At 62.7% G+C, this 21085-nt stretch carries 14 protein-coding genes; 12 read left to right on the forward strand and 2 right to left on the reverse strand.

Going from position 1 to position 21085, the window contains the following annotated elements; translation table 11 throughout:
* Window positions 1-9 precede the first annotated feature (9 nt).
* Entirely contained in the window at window positions 10-3021 is a 3012-nt protein-coding gene (locus ABD833_RS01810; protein ID WP_345070577.1) for a SusC/RagA family TonB-linked outer membrane protein, read from the reverse strand.
* 614 nt (window positions 3022-3635) lie between these two features.
* Between ABD833_RS01810 and ABD833_RS01815 the strand changes: the two genes are divergently transcribed.
* From ABD833_RS01815 to ABD833_RS01870, 12 genes are all read left to right on the forward strand, one after another.
* Window positions 3636-5054 (forward strand): alpha/beta hydrolase-fold protein, encoded by a 1419-nt coding sequence (locus ABD833_RS01815; RefSeq protein WP_345070578.1) that lies wholly within the window; start codon window positions 3636-3638, stop codon window positions 5052-5054.
* 400 nt (window positions 5055-5454) lie between these two features.
* Window positions 5455-6903 (forward strand): anthranilate synthase component I family protein, encoded by a 1449-nt coding sequence (locus tag ABD833_RS01820; RefSeq protein WP_345070579.1) that lies wholly within the window; start codon window positions 5455-5457, stop codon window positions 6901-6903.
* Between the two features lie 59 nt (window positions 6904-6962).
* A complete protein-coding gene (locus tag ABD833_RS01825) occupies window positions 6963-7535 on the forward strand; it encodes an anthranilate synthase component II (protein ID WP_345070580.1) in 573 nt (190 codons plus the stop codon).
* Window positions 7536-7646: 111 nt separating this feature from the next.
* Window positions 7647-8636 carry an anthranilate phosphoribosyltransferase gene (gene trpD, locus ABD833_RS01830; RefSeq protein WP_345070581.1) on the forward strand — a complete coding sequence of 330 codons (990 nt, stop codon included), beginning with the start codon at window positions 7647-7649 and terminating at the stop codon, window positions 8634-8636.
* A gap of 82 nt (window positions 8637-8718) precedes the next feature.
* On the forward strand, window positions 8719-9543 hold the full coding sequence (trpC, locus tag ABD833_RS01835) for an indole-3-glycerol phosphate synthase TrpC (RefSeq protein ID WP_345070583.1): 825 nt from the start codon (window positions 8719-8721) through the stop codon (window positions 9541-9543).
* 242 nt (window positions 9544-9785) lie between these two features.
* Window positions 9786-10499, forward strand: a complete 714-nt coding sequence (locus tag ABD833_RS01840) for a phosphoribosylanthranilate isomerase (protein ID WP_345070584.1) — start codon at window positions 9786-9788, stop codon at window positions 10497-10499.
* A 30-nt stretch (window positions 10500-10529) separates the two neighbouring features.
* Window positions 10530-11741, forward strand: coding sequence for a tryptophan synthase subunit beta (gene trpB / locus ABD833_RS01845; RefSeq protein WP_345070585.1), 1212 nt, complete (start codon window positions 10530-10532; stop codon window positions 11739-11741).
* A gap of 123 nt (window positions 11742-11864) precedes the next feature.
* Window positions 11865-12647: a tryptophan synthase subunit alpha gene (gene trpA / locus ABD833_RS01850; protein WP_345070586.1), complete on the forward strand. Its 783-nt coding sequence runs from the start codon at window positions 11865-11867 to the stop codon at window positions 12645-12647.
* Window positions 12648-12762: 115 nt separating this feature from the next.
* Window positions 12763-13776, forward strand: coding sequence for a 3-deoxy-7-phosphoheptulonate synthase (gene aroF, locus ABD833_RS01855; protein WP_345070587.1), 1014 nt, complete (start codon window positions 12763-12765; stop codon window positions 13774-13776).
* A 253-nt stretch (window positions 13777-14029) separates the two neighbouring features.
* A complete protein-coding gene (locus ABD833_RS01860; protein ID WP_345070588.1) occupies window positions 14030-15361 on the forward strand; it encodes a helix-turn-helix domain-containing protein in 1332 nt (443 codons plus the stop codon).
* Window positions 15362-15473: 112 nt separating this feature from the next.
* Entirely contained in the window at window positions 15474-15863 is a 390-nt protein-coding gene (locus tag ABD833_RS01865) for a hypothetical protein (RefSeq protein ID WP_345070589.1), read from the forward strand.
* Between the two features lie 19 nt (window positions 15864-15882).
* On the forward strand, window positions 15883-16506 hold the full coding sequence (locus ABD833_RS01870) for a DoxX family protein (protein WP_345070590.1): 624 nt from the start codon (window positions 15883-15885) through the stop codon (window positions 16504-16506).
* Window positions 16507-16644: 138 nt separating this feature from the next.
* On the opposite strand, the gene ABD833_RS01875 is transcribed toward ABD833_RS01870, so the two are convergent.
* The gene (locus ABD833_RS01875) at window positions 16645-20862 is read right to left on the reverse strand and encodes a T9SS type A sorting domain-containing protein (RefSeq protein WP_345070591.1); all 4218 of its coding nucleotides are present in this window, start codon (window positions 20860-20862) and stop codon (window positions 16645-16647) included.
* Window positions 20863-21085: the final 223 nt, after the last annotated feature.

Consider the following 21085-nt stretch of genomic DNA (forward strand, 5'->3'; position numbering starts at 1 on the left):
GTGGGAATGTTAGATGCCTAGGTTAAGTCCAAACGTGAACGTACGGGCGCGGGGGTAGAAGTTGTTGTCGATGCCACCGGAGATTTCAGGATCAACCCCCTCATATTTAGTAACCAGGAACGCATTCTGAACAGCGGCCGACAAACGAAGGTTTGCTTTTTCACTGAAAATTTTACCAACGTTATAGCCCAGCGTTATATTTTCGCAGCGCAGGAACGAGGCATTCTGAATGTAGTAGTCCGAGAAGAACTGCTGCGTGGTGAAGCCCGTGTTATTGATGTCGGACGGGATGTTGATCAGGAAAGCCGTGGAGCCCTGGGCATTGGTGAGGTTGGCCAGGTTGGCGGCGGTAGCGTTGTAGGTATAGTTGCCCACGTTGCTGCGCAACAGGAAGGAGAGGTTCAGCTGCTTGTAGGCTACGTTCGACGAGAAGCCCAGCACGGCTTTCGGCGCGGGCTGCTTGTAGAGGTAGTTGTCGTTGGGGTTGATGATACCATCACCGTTCTGATCAACATAGACGCCCTCCAGTGGCCGGCCATTGCTGTCATACACCTGCTTGCGCACGAAGAATGAGCTCGACGCGGCCCCTATGGTGTTCAGCTGAATAAAGCTGCCCGTGTTGCCGGGGATTCCGCCAACGCTGTAGCCTACGAAGCCTTCCTTTTGCGACCCCAGATCAGTGATTTCGTTTTCATTGTAAGCCACGTTGAAATTCAAATCCCAGTTCCAGTCTGCCGAGCGAACCGGGCTGCCATTGATGTTGAATTCGATACCCCGGTTGCGCAGCGAGCCGATGTTGGCATTGAGCTGATTGGTCAGGTTGCCACCGGCGGGCACATTGATCTGGGCCAACAGGTCGCGCGAGGTACGCTCATACACATCAATCGAACCCGAAACACGATTGTCGAGGAAGCCGTAGTCCAGACCCGCGTTCCAGGTGGTGGTCGTTTCCCAGGTCAGGTCTCTGTTGTAGCCCGAAGGACGCAGGGTCGTCGTGGTGCCGTTGCCCAGTTGAACCTGACCACTGCCGTTGCTGAGCGAATAGCGCGGCAGGTAGTCGTACACGCCCCCGATATCCTGCTGGCCCGTACGGCCCCAGCCCAGACGCAGCTTCAGCTCAGAGATGGCCGCATTGTTGGCCAGGAATTCCTCGCCCTTAATGCGCCAGCCCAGACCCACAGCCGGGAACTGACCGCTGCGAACCCCCTTGCGGAAGCGCGACGTATTATCATTACGCCAGGTAGCCGTGAGCAGGTAGCGGTCCTTTACGTTCACGGTAGCCCGGCCGAAGAAGGAAACCAGCACCAGCTTGGAGTAATAACCCGGAACAGTCAGCTTATCTTCCGGATTGAACAGGGTCGTACGGTCGGAGCGGAAGGCCAGGAAGTTGTCGCCTTTATTGACGAAATCCTGGTAAGAATAACCACCCTGCACATCGAATTTGGTGCCGCCCAGCTGTCTGGCATAGGCCAGGTAGGATTCCAGCAGGCGCATGTCCTTCTTCTGATTGAACTGCGTGTAGCGGCCGCTGAGGTTGGCGTTGCCGATGGCTTTGGGGTTGTAGTTGCCGAAATCCTGCGACGAGTTGGTGGTGTTGCCATCGCCGCGGGCGATGTCGGTGCCCAGGTTCAGGTTAGCCCGCAAGCCTTCCACGCCGTGGATTTTGTAGTCGAACTGAACATTGCCGATCAGCCGCTTTACATCGCTGACGTTGTTGGTGTTGTTGAGCGCTGCTACGGGGTTGCCGGGAGCCAGGCCTACCGGAATGCCGTCGGGCTGCAGATACTGGAAGTAGCCGCCGAAGGGTGCAAACTGCGATTCGCTGCCCCGCACCGGTTTGGTCGGATCATACAGCACCGCGTTGCCAACCTGCCCGTTATCGATGAAGCGGTTAGTCACCTGCGAGCCTTTGGCATTTACATCGATGCGCAGGTGGTTATCAAACAACACCGGCGACAGGCTCACCGAACCCGTGTTACGCTTGAGGTTGTTGGTGATGACGATACCATCCTGGTACAGGTTGCCGTAGGAAACCCGGAATGGGACATTTTTCACGCTGCCGGTCAGGCTTACGTTGTTATCATAAGTGGCCGCCGTGCGGAAAATTTCACTTTGCCAGTCAGTGCTGGCGGTGCCCAGACGGGCAATCTGCGAGGCTGATCCTTTAGTGCGTACCAGGTCCGTGTATTCCTGGGCAGTGAGAACATCATACGTGTTGGCCCGCCGCGAAACAGACGTCTGCGACGACACATTGACCGTCAGCTTCTCGCCTTGCAGGCCTTTCTTGGTCGTGATAAGAATAACGCCGTTGGCCGCGCGGTTGCCGTAGATGGCCGTTGCCGAGGCATCTTTCAACACCGTTACGGTTTCAATATCGTTCGGGTTGATGAGCGAAAGCGGGTTAGAAGAACCGGAAATACCGTCTTTGTCAACGGGCACGCCATCAATCACATAGAGTGGGTCATTGTTGGCATTCAGCGAGGAGTTGCCCCGGATACGAACGGTTGAGCCACTACCGGGAGCACCACCACCGCTGGTGATACTAACCCCCGCAATCTTGCCCTGTATCAGCTGCTCGGGGTTGGTAACCTGGCCCTGCACAAAGTCTTTCGACGATATGGCTACAACGGAGCCCGTCACGTCCTGCCGACGCTGAGTACCGTAGCCTACCACCACGGCTTCGTTGAGCAGGGTGGTGTTTTCGCCCAGCGTGATACCAGTCACGGCCGTGTTCTGACCGGCTACTACGGTAACGGGAATTCGCTGGGAGTTGAAGCCCACAAACGAGGTGATAAGCGTGTGGGGACCAGCCGGCACGTTCTGGATAGAATAGGTGCCGTCGGAGTTGGTGGAGTTGCCGAGGGACGTACCCTCAATCAGAACCGTTACACCGGGCATCCCCTGGTTCTTTTCGTCCACTACCTGCCCGCTTAGGGAGCCGGTCTGGGCGAAAGCACCGGTAAAGCCGGCGCAGAGGAACAGCAGCAGAAACAATAGTTTCGGCAGGTAAGGGTATTTCATTGAAAAGGGGTTAAAGTGGGGATTTTGTAGGGGAGAGGCAGAAAACAAAGAGCGGAAACACAGCGGGCCCTGCCGGGGCAGAACTGTTTTTCTCCTGATTATCTCCGGCCTGATTCGGTAATAAACTGCGAAAGATAAAGTTTTAAAAACCACAAAAACAAGGTTGGCCTGACAGGGAAGGGAAATAGTTTTGATCCTGTTTCCTTCGACAAAACGCTGCCTGGATTCAACCCTCATTTTTGCAGCTACTTAGCTATTGGTCACAGAAGGGAAAGGAACAACCAGCCCTTGGTTCTGTGTTCGCCAATTCTTCTGATGAAGTTAGTACGTAGTCACCTACCCATAACCAAGGAGCGGAGGAAGACAAAATAGGGGTCTTAAAATTATTCTATATTTTTGCGAGTCTCGTGCACGCTTGACAGCGCCGCTTCAAGGCGATTTACCGGTTTTAAAAAACCAGGTAAGTCACTGCTGTCAAATCGCAGAATCTTTCGGGTAGAACCTGCGCTAAACCTCGTCTTTGGGTATTCCCAAACCGGGCTACCCTGGCTCCGGCAGCAACCGGAAGCCGAAGACCTGCTACTCAGCTCTACAAACCTGAATCAAGTCGAATTATGAAACAAAATTTCCTGCTTCTGCTGAGTTGTCTGCTCATCTTCGGGGCTCAGGCCCAGGTCACGTTCAAGCTTACGAGCGTCCCGGCTAACACGCCGGCTACCGCCACCATCTACCTGGCGGGGTCGTTTAACAACTGGAGCCCCGGCAATGCGGCCCACGCGTTAACCAGAAATACCGACGGCACTTATCAAATTACGCTGCCCGCCGGCACGGGGACCATTGAATACAAGTTCACGCGCGGCACCTGGGCGACGGTGGAAACTAACGCTGCCAACGGTTCCGTGGCCAACCGCAGCTACACCTTTGGGGCTGGTACTCTGGTCAGCCATACCGTGCTCAACTGGCAAGATCTGGGCGGGGGCAACCCCGGGTGCCAGACTACGGCCGTACAGCCCAACGTGCGGGTAATGAGCACCAGCTTTGCAATTCCGCAGCTGGGCCGCACCCGTCGCGTGTGGCTGTATCTGCCGGAGGGCTACCTGGCCAACCCGACCAGCCGCTACCCCGTGCTGTATATGCACGACGGGCAGAACGTATTTGATGCCTGCACCAGCTTCTCAGGTGAGTGGGGCGTAGATGAAACCCTGAAACAGCTCCAGCAGCAGGGCCTCGACGCGACCGGCTGCATCGTGGTGGCCATCGACAACGGTGGCGGCCAGCGCCTGAATGAGTATTCGCCCTGGAACAACCCGCAGTACGGCGGTGGCCAGGGCGACCAGTACGTGGACTTCCTGGTGCAGACCCTCAAGCCCTATATCGACACCAACTACCGCACCCTCACCGGCCGCGAGTACACCGGTATTGCCGGCTCCAGCATGGGCGGCCTGATTTCGACTTACGCGGCCCTGAAATACCCGAGCGTGTTCAGCAAAGTAGGCGTGTTTTCGCCGGCTTTCTGGTTTGCCGAGCAGCCCCTGTTTCAGTACGTGCAGCAGCACCCGGCCAACCCCGACACGAAGTTCTACTTCGTTAGCGGCACCACGGAAAGCCAGACGATGGTTCCCCTGATGCAGGCCATGCGCGACGCGTTGCAGAGCGGGGGAGTGCCGGCGGCCAATCTGAGCTATAACCCGCGCCCCGACGGGCAGCACGCGGAGTGGTTCTGGAAGCGGGAGTTTGCGGCGGCCTACCAGTGGCTGTTTGCCCCGGCGGGCCCTACCGCTGCGAAAGGGGGCCGCCCGGCCCTGGCATTCAGCGCCTACCCCAATCCGGCCAGGAATGCGCTGACCGTGCAGCTGCCCGAGCCGGTAAAGGATGCCAAGCTGGAGATACTCGACTCGACGGGCCGGCTGGTGCTAAAAGGCAAAGTGCGCGCCGGCCAGCCCGTCGATGTGAGTCGGCTGGCGAAAGGCGCCTACTTCCTGCGCCTAACGGCCGGCAAGCAGGTAGGTACTCAGGCCCTAATAAAAGAGTAGCCGCTCGGTAAAACAGGCGCGGACTGCCAGTTGGCAGCCAGAATAAGGTCAGGGTTGCCAGGTTTTTAACCGAAAACTGAAAAAATACTTGCTTGGCCAGCAACCGCCTCTATCTTTGCAGCCGCAAGCCCCACCCTAACCGATGGGCAACCCGCTTTTCTTATGATCTTCCAAAATACGCAGCAAGCCTGGTGGTGGCCTCTCCGAAACTCCGGACGGGAACTCCTGTGCGTGCGGTAAGGTCAGCTACATAGCCTTCGCATCAAACATCAAGGAAAGCCCGGCCCCCGCCGGGCTTTCCTGTTTTCCGGCCAGTTGCACCTCTTCCCCGCCCTTCCTCATCCGTTCATTTTCCGGCTTGCGTTTACCCGCGTAAGTGCCCCCACCGAAACCCGCTCTGATGACCGCTCTGAAACCCATTCCGCTCAAAACCCGGCACGTCCGCATTCTGGCCGATACCGTGACTCCCGTGGGCCTCTACCTGCGCCTGCGCGACCGGTACGACAACTGCCTGCTGCTGGAAAGCTCCGACTACCACGGGCAGCAGAATGCCTTTTCCTACCTGGCCTTCGAGCCGCTGGCCCGCTTTCAGGTGAGCCGGGGCGAGCTGAAGCTGACCCTGCCCGACGGCGCGGTGACCACTGAAACCCTGGCCACGCCGCGCCTGGCTTTGCAGCGCCTCCAGGAGTTTTCCGACAGCTTTCAGGCGGAACCCACCGGGTTCGATTTCATCACCGGGGGGCTGTTCGGCTACATTGGCTACGAGGGCGTGCAGTATTTTGAGGACCTCACCCTGAACCCCGGGAAGCAGGCGGCGGGTCAGATTCCGGAAATCATGTACGGCACCTACCGCTACGTCATTGCCATCAACCACTTCCGCAACGAGCTGTTCGTCTTCGAGCACACCCTCGCCGACGAGCCCGCCGACCACGACGGCCTGAAGCAGCTGGTCAACCTGATTCGCAATCCCGTGGTGCCGGAGTTTGGCTTTGCCCCGGCCGGCGGGGAGCAGACCAACTTCACCGATGAGGAGTTTCTGCAGGTGCTGGCGGCCGGGCAGCAGCACTGCCGCCGCGGCGACGTGTTCCAGATTGTGCTGTCGCGCCGCTTCCAGCAGGGCTTTGTGGGCGATGAGTTCAACGTGTACCGCGCGCTGCGCTCCGTCAATCCGTCGCCCTATCTGTTCTACTTCGATTACGGCAACTTCAAGATCTTCGGCTCCTCGCCCGAAACCCAGCTGCTGATTAAGGGCCGCGAGGCGAGTCTGTTCCCGATTGCCGGCACGTTCCGCCGCACCGGCCACGATGCCCAGGACGCCGCCCTGGCCCAACAGCTGGCCGACGACCCCAAGGAAAATGCCGAGCACGTGATGCTGGTGGATCTGGCCCGCAACGACCTGGCCCGCCACGGCGACAACGTGCGGGTGAAAACCTTCCGCGAAATTCAGTTCTACTCCCACGTCATTCACCTCGTGAGCGAGGTAAACGCCACGCTGGCGCCCGACGCGGCGGCGTTGCAGGTGGTGGCCGACACGTTTCCGGCCGGTACGCTTTCCGGGGCGCCCAAGCACCGCGCCATGCAGCTCATCGACCAGCTGGAACCCACCGGCCGGGGCTACTACGGCGGCTGCCTGGGCCACCTGGGCTTCAACGGCGACTTCAACCACGCCATCATGATCCGCTCCTTCCTGAGCACCGGCAACCAGCTCTACTACCAGGCCGGCGCCGGCGTTGTGGCCGCGTCGGATATTAACTCGGAGCTGAACGAAGTACACCATAAGCTGGCCGCCCTGCGCCAGGCGCTGAAAGAAGCCGAGCTGGTAGGAGAGAAAATTACCCCGACCCTATAAAGATCCATGCCCCGGTCAGGCGGCGTGCAATCGACGCCTGACCCCCGAAACCTATTGCCATGAAAATCCTCGTTCTCGACAACTACGATTCCTTTACCTACAACCTCGTGCAGCTGTTGCGCGAGCTGGGCTACGGCGCCACCACCGACGTGGTGCGCAACGACAAAATCAACCTCGCCGATATCGGGCACTACGATGCCATCCTGCTGTCGCCCGGTCCCGGCGTACCCTCCGACGCGGGGCTGATGCCGGAAGTGATTCGCCGCTACGCCCCAACCAAGCGGATGCTGGGCGTGTGTCTGGGCCACCAGGGAATTGCCGAGTCGTTTGGGGCCGCGCTCTACAACCTGCCCGCCGTGCTGCACGGCATTGCCACCGACGCCGATATTCTGACCACCGACGACCGGCTCTTCCAGGGCCTGCCCACCCGGTTTAAAGTCGGCCGCTACCACTCGTGGGTGGTGACGCCCGAATCGATGCCGGTGGAGCTGGAAATCACGGCTCAGGATGCCAATGGCCAGATTCTGGCCTTCCGCCACCGCACCTATGATGTGCGCGGCGTGCAGTTTCACCCCGAATCCATCCTGACCGAGCACGGCCACCAGATGCTGCGCAACTGGCTGGAAGGGTAGCCGCAAAGCAACTATCCGGCGAGCGAAGACCAGCGCTTTCCCGCAGTAAGCTTCCCTTACTGTTCGCCACATACTCCGCGAAATCATTCTAATCAGCGCCAATCAGCGATTGTGAAACAGTTTCTCACTCCTCTTTTCGAACAGCAGACCCTGACCCGGGACGAAGCGCACGAAGCGCTGTCCCAGCTGGGGCAGGGGGCCGCTAATCCGGCCGAAACCGCCGCTTTCCTGGCCGTGTACCGCATGCGCCCCATCACGGTGCCCGAGCTGGCCGGCTTCCGCGATGCCCTGCTCAGCCTGTGCCGCGACCCGGAGCTGGGCACCCGCGACGTGCTCGACATCGTGGGCACCGGCGGCGACGGCAAAGACACGTTCAACATCTCCACCCTGGCCTGCTTCGTAGTGGCCGGGGCGGGGCATAAGGTGGCCAAGCACGGCAACATCGGCGTATCGTCGATCTGCGGCTCGTCCAACATCCTGGCTCACTTCGGCTACGATTTCGAGGCCTCGTCGGACTCGCTCCGGCGGCAGCTGGACGAAGCCAACATCTGCTTTCTGCACGCGCCGGCCTTCCATCCGGCCATGCGCCACGCGGGGCCGGTGCGGCGGGAGCTGGGCGTGCGCACGTTCTTCAACATCCTCGGGCCGCTGGTCAATCCGGCCCGGCCCACGGCCCAGCTGGCCGGCGTATTCAGCCTGGAGCTGCTGCGGCTGTACCACTACCTGTTTCAGCAAACTGATACGAGCTACGCCGTAGTGCACGCCCTGGATGGCTACGACGAGCTTTCGCTGACGGGAGCGGCCAAGGTCGTTTCGGCCCGGGGCGAGGAGCTGCTGCTGCCGGCAGATATGGGCCTGCCCGCCTATGCTGCCGCGGAACTGGCCGGGGGCGACACCATTGCGGAGTCGGCGGCGTTGTTTGTGAACGTGCTCGAAGGCCGGGCCACCGCCGCCCAGCGCGACGTGGTAACGGCCAACGCGGCCCTCGGCATCCAGTGCGTGCGGCCGGCGCTGTCGTTTGCCACGGCGCTGGACCAGGCCCGCGAATCCCTGGACTCGGGCCGGGCCCGCGAGGCGCTGCGGAAGCTGCTGGCCGCGTAGGCGGCCGCCGGATTGTGATTTGAATAAGTAATGGCGGTAAAAAAATGAACAAACTACCGCCCTCGTTTTTTACTAGGCATCCATGAATACCACCCCCACCATTCTCGATAAAATCATTGCCCACAAGCGCCGTGAGGTAGCCGAGCGCCAGAGCCTGGTGCCGGCCAAACTGCTGGAGCAAAGCCTGCACTTCGCCAGCCAGCCGCTGAGTTTGCGCCGCTACCTGCAGCGCGACGACCTGAGCGGCATCATCGCCGAGTTCAAGCGCAAGTCGCCCAGCAAGGGCTGGATCAATCCGCACGCGCCGGTGGAGCGCACCACGCTGGGCTACATGCAGGCGGGCGCCTCGGCGTTGTCGGTGCTGACGGATACCGAGTTTTTCGGCGGTAAAAACGAGGATCTGACCAATGCCCGGCACTTCAACTTCTGCCCCATTGTGCGCAAAGACTTCGTTATCGACGAATATCAGATTCTGGAAGCCAAGAGCATCGGGGCCGACGCCGTGCTGCTGATTGCGGCCGTGCTTTCGGGCCAGGAAGTGCTGCGCCTGGGTCGGTTGGCTAAAAGTCTGGGTATGGAAGTACTGCTCGAAATTCACGACGCGGAAGAGCTGGAAGCTACCCTGCACCCCGACGCCATAAGCCTGGTGGGCGTCAACAACCGCAACCTTCACGACTTCAGCGTGCGCCTCGACACCTCCGGTGAGCTGGCCCAGCGCATCCCGAACGAGTACGTGAAGGTGACCGAAAGCGGCCTGACCACCGCCGCCGAGATTGAGGCTCTGCGGGCCGTGGGCTACCGCGGCTTCCTGATCGGCGAAACCTTCATGCGCCACAGTCGTCCCGAAAAAGCCTGCGCCGCCCTGGTGCAGCAGCTCAGCGCCACCGAAGTGGTCACGCTGTTGTAGTCCTGTGCTGTTTACCTAACTGGCGGAAGTCTTAGCGGCCGAAGGCAGCCTGACTTCCAGCCGCCCGCCCGAGGTCAGTCTCCAGACTGACGACCGTTCATCCACTGGTTCCCGTTCCGCAAGTCTGGAGACTTGCCGCGTACCGAGGCGGGAAGTCACGCTGCCTGCGGCCGCTAAGACTTCCGCCAGTTGTCTTCCGCCAGTTGTCAGTCATTACCCCGGTTCTCCCAATTTCTTCGTCTATGGCCCATAAATCTGCTTCTGCACCTGATCCTTCCGCGGCCGTCAGTCCGGTTTTCCGGCTGAAAGTGTGCGGCATGAAGTACGCCGATAACATTGCCGCGGTGGCGGGGCTCGAACCGGATTTCATGGGCTTTATCTTCCACTCGGGCTCGTCGCGCTTCGTGGGCGAGGAGCTGGATGCCCGCCTGCTGCAACGCCTGCCGGCCAGCCTGTGCAAAGTGGGCGTGTTCGTGGATGAGTCGTTGGAATTTATAACGAGGCAGGTTACGCGCTACGGGCTGAATCTGGCCCAGCTGCACGGCCACGAGACGCCCGCGCAGTGTGCCGCGCTACAGGCGGCTGGTATTCCGGTGATGAAGGCTTTTGCCGTCGACGAAGCCTTTTCGCTGGCCCGGCTGGACCCCTACGTCGCGCACTGCGCTTATTTTCTGTTCGACACCAAAGGGCCTCAGCCCGGCGGCAACGGCACGGCTTTCAACTGGAACCTGCTGCGCGACTATCACCTGCCCGTGCCCTACCTGCTGGCGGGGGGGCTGGGGCTCGAAAATGCCTGGCAGCTGCTGCAGCTCGACTTGCCCGGCCTCTACGGCTTCGACCTGAACAGCCGCTTCGAAACGGCCCCGGCCGTGAAAGCCGTCGTGCGCCTGCGGCAGATGTTCCGCTTCCTGCGTCGTTACACTACTATTGATTCCACGGAGAAAATGGCCGGCTAAGGGCCCGTTCTCCTTTTTTCAACCTACCCCATGGCAACTCTAACCAGTACTTCGGCTGCTTACGCTCCCAATGCCCGCGGCTACTACGGCGAATTTGGCGGCGCCTTTATCCCCGAAATGCTCTACCCCAACGTGGAAGCGCTGCGGTCCAGCTACCTGAATATCCTGGCCGACCCGGATTTCCAGCGCGAATACCAGGCCCTGCTGCGCGACTACGTGGGCCGGCCCACCCCGCTGTTTGAAGCCAAGCGGCTGTCGGCCAAGTACAACACGCGCATTTTTCTCAAGCGCGAAGACCTCTGCCACACCGGGGCCCACAAGGTCAACAATACCGTGGGGCAGATTCTGCTGGCCCAGCGCCTGGGCAAGACGCGCATCATTGCCGAAACCGGGGCCGGCCAGCACGGCGTGGCCACGGCCACCGTCTGCGCCCTGATGGGCATGGAGTGCATCGTGTACATGGGCTCGGTGGACATGGAGCGGCAGCGCCCGAACGTGGAGCGCATGCGCCTGCTGGGGGCCGAAGTGCGCCCCGCTACCAGCGGCAGCCAGACCCTGAAAGACGCCACCAACGAAGCCATCCGCGACTGGATCAGCAACCCCGTCGATACCCACTACATCATCGGCTCGGTGGTGGGTCCGCACCCGTACCCCGATCTGGTGGCGCGGCTGCAGTCCATCATCAGCGAGGAAATGCGCAAGCAGCTGCTGGAAAAAACCGGCTCCGAGCTGCCCGACTACGTGGTGGCCTGCGTGGGTGGCGGCTCCAATGCCGCCGGCGCGTTCTACCACTTCCTCGACGAGCCCTCGGTGCAGCTGGTAGCCGTGGAAGCGGCCGGCCACGGCATCGACTCGGGCCATTCGGCCGCCACCTCGGTACTGGGCAAGCCCGGTATCATTCACGGCGCCCGCACCCTGCTGATGCAGGACGAGGATGGGCAGATTACGGAGCCCTATTCGCTGTCGGCGGGTCTCGACTACCCTGGCATCGGGCCGCTGCACGCGTTTTTGGGGTCTTCGGGCCGGGCCCGCTTCATCAGCATCGAGGACGAGCCCGCGCTGCGCGCCGTAGCCGAGTGCAGCCGCCTCGAAGGGATCATTCCGGCCCTGGAAACCGCCCACGCCCTGGCGGCCCTGGGTCAGCTGGGGGCCGGCCCCGACGAGGTGGTGGTCATCAACCTCTCCGGCCGCGGCGACAAGGACCTGGATACCTACATGAAGTACACCGATAAGATCAATTAAGATTGCAATCTGTCATTCTGAGCCGGCGAAGGATCTTATTACCTGAAAACGAGTCGTAGCAACGGCTTGGGCTTATCCCATAAGGTCCTTCGCTTTGCTCAGGATGACAGACAAGAAGAAGATATGAACAACCGAATCCACGAAGCTTTCGACCGCAAAAAGAAAGGTCTGCTCAACATCTATTTCACCGCCGGCTATCCCACGCTCGACGCCACCGTGCCCGTATTGCAGGCCCTGTCCGCCGCCGGAGCCGACCTGATCGAAATCGGCATGCCGTTTTCTGACCCGCTGGCCGACGGCCCGGTGATTCAGCAGAGCAGCACGGCAGCCCTGGCCAACGGCATGAATATGCGGGTGCTGTTCCACCAGCTGCAGGGTATCCGGGAGTCGGTGCCCGAAACGCCGATTCTGCTCATGGGCTACCTGAACCCGGTGATGCAGTTCGGGGTCGAAAACTTCTGCCGCGAAGCCGCCGCCGTGGGCGTCGATGGCGTGATTCTGCCCGACCTGCCGCTGGACGACTACGTGGCCGAGTACCAGGAAATCTTCCGCCGCCATAACCTGCGCCCGGTGTTCCTCATCACGCCCCAGACCGCGCCGGCGCGCATCCGCCGCATCGACGAGCTGACGGACTCGTTCCTGTACCTGGTTTCGGGACCCGGCACCACCGGCGGGGCCAACACCCAGGCCGAAGGCGTGCAGGATGCCTACTTCCAGCGCATCGAAGACATGCAGCTGCGCAACCCCCGCCTCATCGGCTTCGGTATCGGCGACAAAGCCTCTTTCCAGCACGCCTGCCAGTATGCCGAAGGCGCCATCATCGGCTCGGCCTTCATCCGCGCTTTGGAGGGGGCCGAGGACGCCCCGGCGGCGGCAACCCGGTTTGTTTCTTCCGTACTCAACTGATTAATTTCTCGCAGAGGTCCGCGAAGGTTTCGCGGAGGTCAAAAGCAGGGCCGACCTCCCTCTACCTCTGCGCAACCCTCTGCGGACCTCTGCGAGAAAACTCCCTCACCAGAACATGATAATCCAACTCGAACCCACCATTTCGGAAACCGCCAAGGCGGATATTCTGGCCCGCATCAAGGCCCTCAAGTACAAGGCTACGGAAGTCACCACCCAACGCGCCCACTACCTGGTAGCCATCGGCAAAGCTGATATTGATCTGCGCACCATCGGCCAGCTGCCCGGCATCCTCGACATTCACCGGGTGTCGGACGACTACAAGCTGGTGAGCCGCAAGTGGCGCGTGCGTCCCACGGTGCTCGACCTCGGCGACGGGGTGCGCATCGGGGAGGGCAGCCTCACGCTGGCCGCCGGCCCGTGCAGCATCGAGAGCGAAAAGCAGATGGAGCTGATTATGCAGCACCTGGTCGACAACGACGTGCGCATCATGCGCGGGGGCGTGTTCAAGCCCCGCTCATCGCCGTATGCGTTTCGCGGGCTGGGCATGGAGGGCCTGAAGGATTTCCACCGCATGGCCCGGGCCCACGGCATTAAAATCGTGACTGAGGTGATGCAGGTATCGCAGGTGGAGGAGATGCACGACTACGTGGACGTATTTCAGGTGGGCGCCCGCAACACCCAGAACTTCAACCTGCTCGACGCGCTGGGCGGCGTAGACAAGCCGGTGATGATCAAGCGCGGTATCTCGGGCACCATCGAAGAGCTGCTCTCGTCGGCGGAGTACGTGTTTTCGGGCGGCAACGAGAAGCTGATTCTCTGCGAGCGGGGCATCCGGACGTTTGAAACAGCCTCGCGCAATACCCTGGATTTGAACGCGGTGCCCATTCTGAAGGAGAAAACCCACCTGCCCGTCATCGTGGACCCCTCGCACGGCATCGGCATCCGCGAGTACGTATCGACCATGGCCCTGGCCGGCGTGATGGCCGGCGCCGACGGCATCATCTACGAAGCCCACGAGAAGCCCGAAGAAGCAGCTTCCGATGGGGCCCAGACGCTGAACTTTGAGGAGTCGGCGCGGCTGATCCGCAATCTGCGCAAAGTATATGCCCTGCGCGAGGAGCTGGAATAGCCTGGCTTTTCGTTGATGGGACTACGTTTTTTTGGGCTGTCATCCTGCACGGCGCGAAGCCCGGTGAAGGATCTTCCTCCTGTAAACGCTGATGCCAGTAAAATCAGCAAAGCCCTTTACCCCACCACGGTAAGGGGCTTTGTGCTTCGAAAAAGCTTGCGTACTTGCCACCGCAAGATCCTGTGCTCGGCTCCGCTCAGGATGACCAATGCGGGCGGGAAATCAACCTGGCCCATTCCCCACCACCTACAGCATGGGCTTCGACTTCAACCTGTATAGTGGCTTGCTGCTGCCGTTTTTCGTGCAGGGGCTGGTGGTGAGCGGGGTACTCTGGGCGCGGCGGGGGCGGGAAGAGGTAGCGGCCGACGGCTGGCTGGCCCTGCTGCTGCTGCTGTTCGTGGGGCGGCTGGCCCAGTGGATGCTGGGCTTCGGCGGCTGGTACGATTCGCACGATGCCCGCACCACGTTCATGTTTTACTGGCCCTTCAGCAACTGGCTGGCCGTGGGGCCGGCACTCTATTTCTACTTCCGCAGCCTCACCAACCAGGACTTCCGCTTCGGCCGGCCCCACTGGCGCCATTTCGCCCCGGCCCTGGCTTACGTGGGCCTGCGGCTGCTGCTGTTTGCCTACGATATCGGCTGGTGGTATGGGCTGCGGGGCCGGCCGCTACCCGCGCACTTCGGCACGAAAGGCCCGCTGCTGGCCTGGATTGATACTCAGCCCATCGGCTACTGGCTCGATGTGCTGGGCTACGTGCTGGTGCTGGCCTACGCCGTGCGCACCCTGCGCGAGTACCGCGCCTACGCCCGCTACCTCAACGATAACTTCTCCGATACCGACCAGATCCGGTTCCGGTGGCTGCGCAACGTGCTGGTGGCCGTGCTGGCGGGCACCGGCGTCACGCTGGCCTTTGGCCTGATCAGCGCCTTCGTCAGCCCCCTGAGCTACTACGAAGAATGGTACGACTACCTGTTCACGGGCCTGCTGATCTATTACCTGAGCATTGCCGGTCTGCTCACCGGCCACCGCCTCGCCGGCCTGCGTTTCCAGCCCGCCCCCGAAGCGCCAGATTTCACCCCCGCAGCTACGGCCTTCCCGGAGCCGGCAGCAATTTCCACGGCTTTGCCAACGTCGCCGCTGGCCCCAAAGCACGCTTCCGAAACCAGGGTAATGGCGGCATCCGCTGCTACGGTCGAAGTACAACTACCCATTCCGGCCGCGGCGGCCCAGCCAGAAGCCGATGCCGAGCTGACGCGCTGGACCACGCGCTTACTACGGCACCTCGAAGCCGAGCGCCCCTACCTGGCTCCTGAGCTGACGCTGGGTGAGCTGGCCGCCCAGCTGCGCACCAACACGTCCTGGCTTTCCCGCGTCATCAACGCCGGCTGCGGGCAGAATTTCAACGACTTCATCAACGAGTACCGGGTGCGGGAAGCTGAGCGGCGGCTGCGGGACCCGAAATTCCGGCACTACACCCTGCTGGCCGTGGCGCTGGAAGCGGGTTTCAACTCGAAGTCTACTTTCAACCGGGTATTCAAAAAGCTGCGGGGCATTACCCCCAGCGCGGCCGGGCGCGAAGGGTAGGGGCGCAGGTGCCAAACTATGTATTGGGACGTCCCAGGCTATAAATCGGGGCGTTTGAGGGCGGATGGGGCCGTTCCTTTGGGACATCGTTTCACTTCAACCCCTTGCTGCCATGCGTACTTCATCCCCCTTCCGTCCCGTATTTCTGCTGCTGACGCTCATCGCCGTATTCGTAGTAGCCACCGCCTGCTGGGCCGGCATCCGCTCCGGCCTCGTTATCGAGCCGGGCAAGCAGTTCGTGCTCGGCGGCGGGCAGCCCGGTAGTTTCAAGGTAGAAGCGCACAACGTGGGCAAGGTGTCCGTCGAAATCAGGGAGCGGCCCCGGGGCGGCGGGATTTTCGGCAAAACCACGCTGGCGCCCGGGGCCCGGGGCACGCTGCGCTTCATGGCCGGCTCCACGGCGGTGCTGCTGAACCCCTCGACGCAACAGGCAAAAGTAGATTTGAAAATCTCCGGCTACACCCGGCTGAGCATGGGCTACGAACCCAACGGCAAGCTGTAGTTTCTAGGCCCTGCCCGAGATGAAAAAGCTCCTGTTCGGTGCTCGCCCGCTGTCCTCCCGCCTGGCCGATGGGGCTCTGCTGCTCTTCCGCCTGCACCTGGGTTTGTCCATTGCCATCGGCGCAGGCTGGGGCAAGCTGGGCAGTCTGTACACTGCCACCGAAGCCGGCAAGCTGGTCGGGGCTGCCCCGACACCGCCCGATTGGTTTGTGCAGCAGGTGGCTACCCTGGGTTTCACCCAGCCTTCGCCTTATTTCTGGGCCTGGCTGGCCTGCTGGGGCGAGCTGGCCGGTGGCCTGCTGCTGGCGCTGGGGCTGCTCACCCGCCTGAGTGCGGCGCAACTGGCCTTCCAGTTCTTTGTCGTCGCCTTTGTCTGGTACGAAACCCCCGAGTTCCTGGTCGGCATGTACTACCAGCAGCTGCTGTTCTGGGCCTTTCTGCTCATCGTTGCCACGGGTGGCGGCCGGTATTCGCTCGACTATTGGCTCACCTACCGCGTTTTGCGCCGCGAGTCCACGCGGTCCGCGGTAGCCGCCGCCCCGGCGGTGCTGCTGAACCCCTCAGATCAGCAGGCGAAGGTAAATCTGAAAGTCTCCGGCGACACCCGGCTGCGCATGGGCTACGAACCCAACGGCCAGCTGTAATCCGGTGCCGGCTTGGCGGCAAAGCCTGGGCCAAGCCCGCGGGGCTGCTTTTTCGCCCGGCGGCCGGAGCCGGGTCCAGGGCAAAAAAACAGCCCCGCCGGCTAATGCCAGCGGGGCTGTTCAGGTTCTGACGAGGCGCTACTCGCGCACGAAGCGGCGCGTTACGGTGCCGTCGTCACTGGTGGCGCGCAGCAGGTACACGCCCACTGGCAGGCGGCTCAGGTCCAGCTGCTGCAGGGATGCGGGAGCCACCAAAGCCGAGTACAGCACCTGGCCAAGGGTGTTGAGCACCGTCAGCTGCACCGGCTGGTGGTAGCCGCTCAGCTGCACCGTCAGCTTACCGTCCGGAGTCGGGTTAGGATACAGCTGCAGGGCGGCGGCAGGCAGTGCTTTCGTGGTGCCCGTCACGATGAGCGGCGTGGAAGCCGGCGAGGAGCACCCCTGAGCCGAGGTCGTCAACACGGTGTAGGAGCCGAGCTGGGCAGCCGAGTTGACCACATACGTCGGGTCCGTGGCACCGCTGATGGCCGTGCCGTTCAGGTACCACTGGTTGCCGGTGGCCGCCGAGCTGGTCAGCGTCGTGGTTGGGCCGTTGTACTGCACCGCAATGGTTGGGCGCGGCGGCACGGCGTTGATGGTCACCGTGGCCGTGGCCGATGCTACCCCGCAGGCCCCGGCATTGCTGACGGTGTTGGTCACGGTGTAGCTACCCGGCGTCGACGCACTGAGGTTGATAGTGCCCGTCGCGCTGTTCAGGCTCAGGCCGGACGGGGCGCTGAACGTGCCGGCGCTGGCGCCCGCGGCCAGGGTAGGCACGGCCGAGCCGGTAGCGCACAGCGTGCTCACCGGGTAGCTGAAGGCCGCCGAGGCCGGGGCCGAAATGGTGATGGTGGCCGTGCTGCTGCTCGGGCAGGTGCCGCTCACGCTATAGGTCACGGTGTAGGTGCCAGGCGTCGAAGTGGCCGGGGTGATGGTGCCCGTAGCGGCGTTCAGGCTCAGGCCGGCCGGAGCCGAAAACGTGCCCCCGGCCGTGCCGGTAATGCTGGGCGTCGACGTCGGCCCGCTCAGGCAGTAGCCGCTGGCGGGGTAGGTAAAGGCAGCGGAAGTAGCCGGGTTCACCGTCACCGTAATGGCGGGCGAGGTAGCCGAGCAGCCGCTGGCATTAGTGATTACCGCAGAGTAGCTGCCGGCCGCGCTGGCCGAATAGCTCCCGGCGGTAGCGCCGCTGATGAGCTGGCCATTGAGCAGGAACTGGTAGGTGGCACCGGTGCCGCCGCCGTTAGCCGTCAGCAGCACCGAGGTGCCCTGACAGATAGCCGTAGCGCCGCTGGCCGTCAGCGTGGCCGCCGGGGCCGCATTCACGGTCACCGTAGCCGTGGCCGTCACGGCGGAGCAGGAGCCCGAGGCCGGAATGGTATTGGTCACGGTGTAGGTGCCCGCCTGGCTGGCCGCCAGGTTCACCACGCCGGTAGCCGGGGCGAGGCTCAGGCCCGTGGGGGCGCTGAACGTGCCGGCGCTGGCGCCACTACCGAATACCGGGGCCACGTTGCCCTGCGCGGCGGCGCAGTAGCTGCCGCCGGGGTAGCTAAACGCCGCCACGGGTGCCGTGGTAATGGTTATTGTAGCGGCGGCAACGGCCGTGCAGGTGCCGCCCACGCTGTAGGTGACGGTGTAGGTGCCGGGTGTGCTGGCCGTCAGACTGACCGTCCCCGTCGTCGCGTCGAGGCTGAGGCCGGTGGTCGAGCTGAACGTGCCGCCGGTGGTGCCGGTAATCGTGGGCACGGCGCTGCTGCCGCTGGCGCAGAACGTGGAGGAGGCATAGGCGAAGGCCGCACTCGGGGCCGCGTTGATGGTAACGGTGGTGGTGCCGGTACCCGGGCAGGGGCTGCCCGCCGAGTAGCTGATGGTGTAGGTGCCAGGCTGGCTGGCCGCCAGGTTGATGGCCCCCGTCGAGCTGTTCAGGCTCAGCCCCGCCGGCGCGCTAAACGTGCCGCCCGAGACGGATACCGTCGGGCCGGGGTTGGTGCCGGCGTTCTGGCAGTAGCCGGCGGCGCCATAGGCCACGGTGGGCATCAGCATAGGGTTCACCGTGATGGTGGTGCCGGTCGAGGTGGCCGTGCAGTTGCCGGGGTTGGTAATCACCACGCTGTAGGAACCACTCTGGGCGGCGGCATACGTGGCCGCCGTGGCCCCATTGATGGGCTGGCCGTTGAGCAGGAACTGGTAGGTGGCACCGGTGCCGCCGCCATTGGCCGTCAGCAGCACCGTGCTGCCCTGGCAGATGGTTGTGGGGCCACTCACGGCCAGCGCGGCCGCGGGTACGGCGCTGATGATGACCTGGGTGGCGGCAGTGGCGGCCTGGCAGGCCCCGTTAGCGGCCACGGTATTCGTCACGGTGTAGGTGCCGGGCTGGCTGGCGGCCAGGTTGATGGCGCCCGTCGAGGCATTCAGGCTCAGCCCCGTGGGGGTAGAGGTGAAGGTGCCGGCAGCGGCTCCGGGTACCAGGGTAGCCGTAGGGTTGGCCCCGCTGGCGCAGTAGGCCGCGCTGGCGTAGCTGAAGCCCGCCGCGCCGGGCGTGGCCACGGTTACCGACTGGGTGCTGATGCTTGGGCAGGGGCCACTCACGCTGTAGGTTACCACGTAGGTGCCGGCCGTGCTGGCCGCCAGGTTGATAAGCCCGGTAGTGGAGTTAATGACCAGCCCGTTTGGGGCGCTGAACGTGCCGCCCGCCGTGCCGCTAACGGCTGGCGTCGGGTTGGCGCTGCTCTGGCAGAAAGAGGCCGCGTTATAGGTGAAACCGGCCGCCGTAAGCGGGTTCACCGTTACCAGCACCGTGCTGGAATTGGAGCAGCCGTTGGCCGAAGCCGTCAGGGTATAGGTCTGGGTGATGGGGGCCGCGGTGGTGTTGGTGAGCGTTACGGTCGGCTGGGCCACGGTGGCGCTGCTGAGCCCGGTCGTAGGGCTCCACTGGTAAGTTACATTCGCCTGGGCGGCGGTTCCGCCGAGCTGGGCCGAGCCGCCCGAGCAGACAGTTTGGGCCGGGCCGGCGTTGACGGTCACGGCGGGGTTCACCGTTACCCGCACCGTGCTGCTGCCCACGCAACCCGTCGGCGACACGGCCGTGAGGGTGTAGGTGGTGGTGCGCGGGGCGTTGGTGGTATTGGTCAGGGTGATGGTGGGCTGGGCGGCGGAGGTGCTGCTCAGGCCCGTGCCCGGCGACCAGCTGTAGATCAGGCCCGCTACGGCCGCGGTGCCCAGCTGGGCCGACTGCCCCGAGCACAGTACCCGATCGGGGCCGGCGTCGGGCGTTGGCAGGGGCTCCACGGTTATGGTAACCTGGCCCGTGGCCGCGCAGCCGCTGTTGTCGCCGGTGACGGTATAGGTGGTTGTCTGGGTGGGCGAGGCAATGGGCGTAGCCGAGCGGGGGTTGTTCAGGCCCGTGCTCGGCGACCAGGTGTAAGTTTGCGCCCCGCTGGCCGACAGCGTGGTGGAGGTGCCGGCGCAGATAGTAGTATTAGCCGACACCGTGATGACCGGCGTAGCCCGCACGTTCACCGTCACCTGGCTGGTAGCCTGGCAGCCGGCGGCGTTGGTGACCGTCACGGTATAGATGGTCGAGGCCGTAGGAGAGGCCACCGGGCTGGCTACGGTGGTGCTGCTCAGGCCCGTGGCCGGGCTCCATAGGTAGCTGGTGCCACCGCTGGCATTCAGGGTTACCGACTGCCCGGAGCAGATATTAGTTGCTACGGGGTTGATGCTGACCGTCGGCAGCGCATTTACGGTTACCGACACCGGGGAAGTGGTGGTACAGCCGTTGGCGCTGGCCGTCACGGTGTAGGTGCCCGAGCGGTTGGTGCCGACGTTGGCAATGGTGGGGTTTTGCAGCAGGGAGCTGAAGCCGGCCGGGCCCGTCCAGGAATAGCTGGCGCCCGGCACGGTGGTGGCCGTCAGCAGCAGGTTGCCGGTGGCGCACAGGGGCGAGTTGCTGCCCGCCGTCACCGTGCCGATGTTGGTAATGGTCAGGTCCTGGCCGTTGTCGGTGCCGATGGTAACGGGACTGTTCCCCACCACCCGGACGCGGTAGCCGGAGCCGGTTGCCACGCTGGCCGGCAGCGTAGTATTGATAGTGCCGCCCGCCGTACCCGACAGGGAACCAATGGCCACGGGGTTGGTAAAGGAACCGGTTTCATCCGAAAGCTGGGCCGTGAATATGTTGCTCGGGTCGAAGGATCCACCCACCGAATAGCTCACGCGTACCACCGTGGTCCGGCAAAAGGAAGTGCCGTTGAGCACCGTGGTGGTAATAGTGGCCGCGGTACCCGTCCGGGCCCAGGACATACCCACTAGCAGCAGCATTAACCAAAGAAGTAAGCGTTGTTTCATAAAAGTGTGAAAGGGGGGTGAGGTTGAGTAGATGAAACCGGATAGCCGCGTCGCCGGGTTGCGCCAGATACGGGCTAGTCGTAATGCGCTTTGATTGGCGGACCAGCCCGGGGTTTAAGTCGGACACGGCTAGACCGGTCAATTTAATGCTGCCCCCAAAATACGCTTCTCGGCAGCGCTTACTTATTCATAGGCC

This window comes from Hymenobacter fastidiosus, assembly GCF_039539565.1.
GTDB lineage: Bacteria > Bacteroidota > Bacteroidia > Cytophagales > Hymenobacteraceae > Hymenobacter > Hymenobacter fastidiosus.

What these genes read in the sequence shown, in the direction of transcription:
- trpC (WP_345070583.1), top strand. Translation starts at nt 8,719, where the DNA reads ATGAATACCACCCCCACCATTCTCGATAAAATCATTGCCCACAAGCGC.
- trpA (WP_345070586.1), top strand. Translation starts at nt 11,865, where the DNA reads ATGAACAACCGAATCCACGAAGCTTTCGACCGCAAAAAGAAAGGTCTG.
- ABD833_RS01860 (WP_345070588.1), top strand. Translation starts at nt 14,030, where the DNA reads ATGGGCTTCGACTTCAACCTGTATAGTGGCTTGCTGCTGCCGTTTTTC.
- ABD833_RS01875 (WP_345070591.1), bottom strand. Translation starts at nt 20,862, where the DNA reads ATGCTGCTGCTAGTGGGTATGTCCTGGGCCCGGACGGGTACCGCGGCC.
- ABD833_RS01865 (WP_345070589.1), top strand. Translation starts at nt 15,474, where the DNA reads ATGCGTACTTCATCCCCCTTCCGTCCCGTATTTCTGCTGCTGACGCTC.
- ABD833_RS01820 (WP_345070579.1), top strand. Translation starts at nt 5,455, where the DNA reads ATGACCGCTCTGAAACCCATTCCGCTCAAAACCCGGCACGTCCGCATT.
- ABD833_RS01815 (WP_345070578.1), top strand. Translation starts at nt 3,636, where the DNA reads ATGAAACAAAATTTCCTGCTTCTGCTGAGTTGTCTGCTCATCTTCGGG.
- ABD833_RS01870 (WP_345070590.1), top strand. Translation starts at nt 15,883, where the DNA reads ATGAAAAAGCTCCTGTTCGGTGCTCGCCCGCTGTCCTCCCGCCTGGCC.
- ABD833_RS01825 (WP_345070580.1), top strand. Translation starts at nt 6,963, where the DNA reads ATGAAAATCCTCGTTCTCGACAACTACGATTCCTTTACCTACAACCTC.
- ABD833_RS01840 (WP_345070584.1), top strand. Translation starts at nt 9,786, where the DNA reads ATGGCCCATAAATCTGCTTCTGCACCTGATCCTTCCGCGGCCGTCAGT.
- trpB (WP_345070585.1), top strand. Translation starts at nt 10,530, where the DNA reads ATGGCAACTCTAACCAGTACTTCGGCTGCTTACGCTCCCAATGCCCGC.
- aroF (WP_345070587.1), top strand. Translation starts at nt 12,763, where the DNA reads ATGATAATCCAACTCGAACCCACCATTTCGGAAACCGCCAAGGCGGAT.
- ABD833_RS01810 (WP_345070577.1), bottom strand. Translation starts at nt 3,021, where the DNA reads ATGAAATACCCTTACCTGCCGAAACTATTGTTTCTGCTGCTGTTCCTC.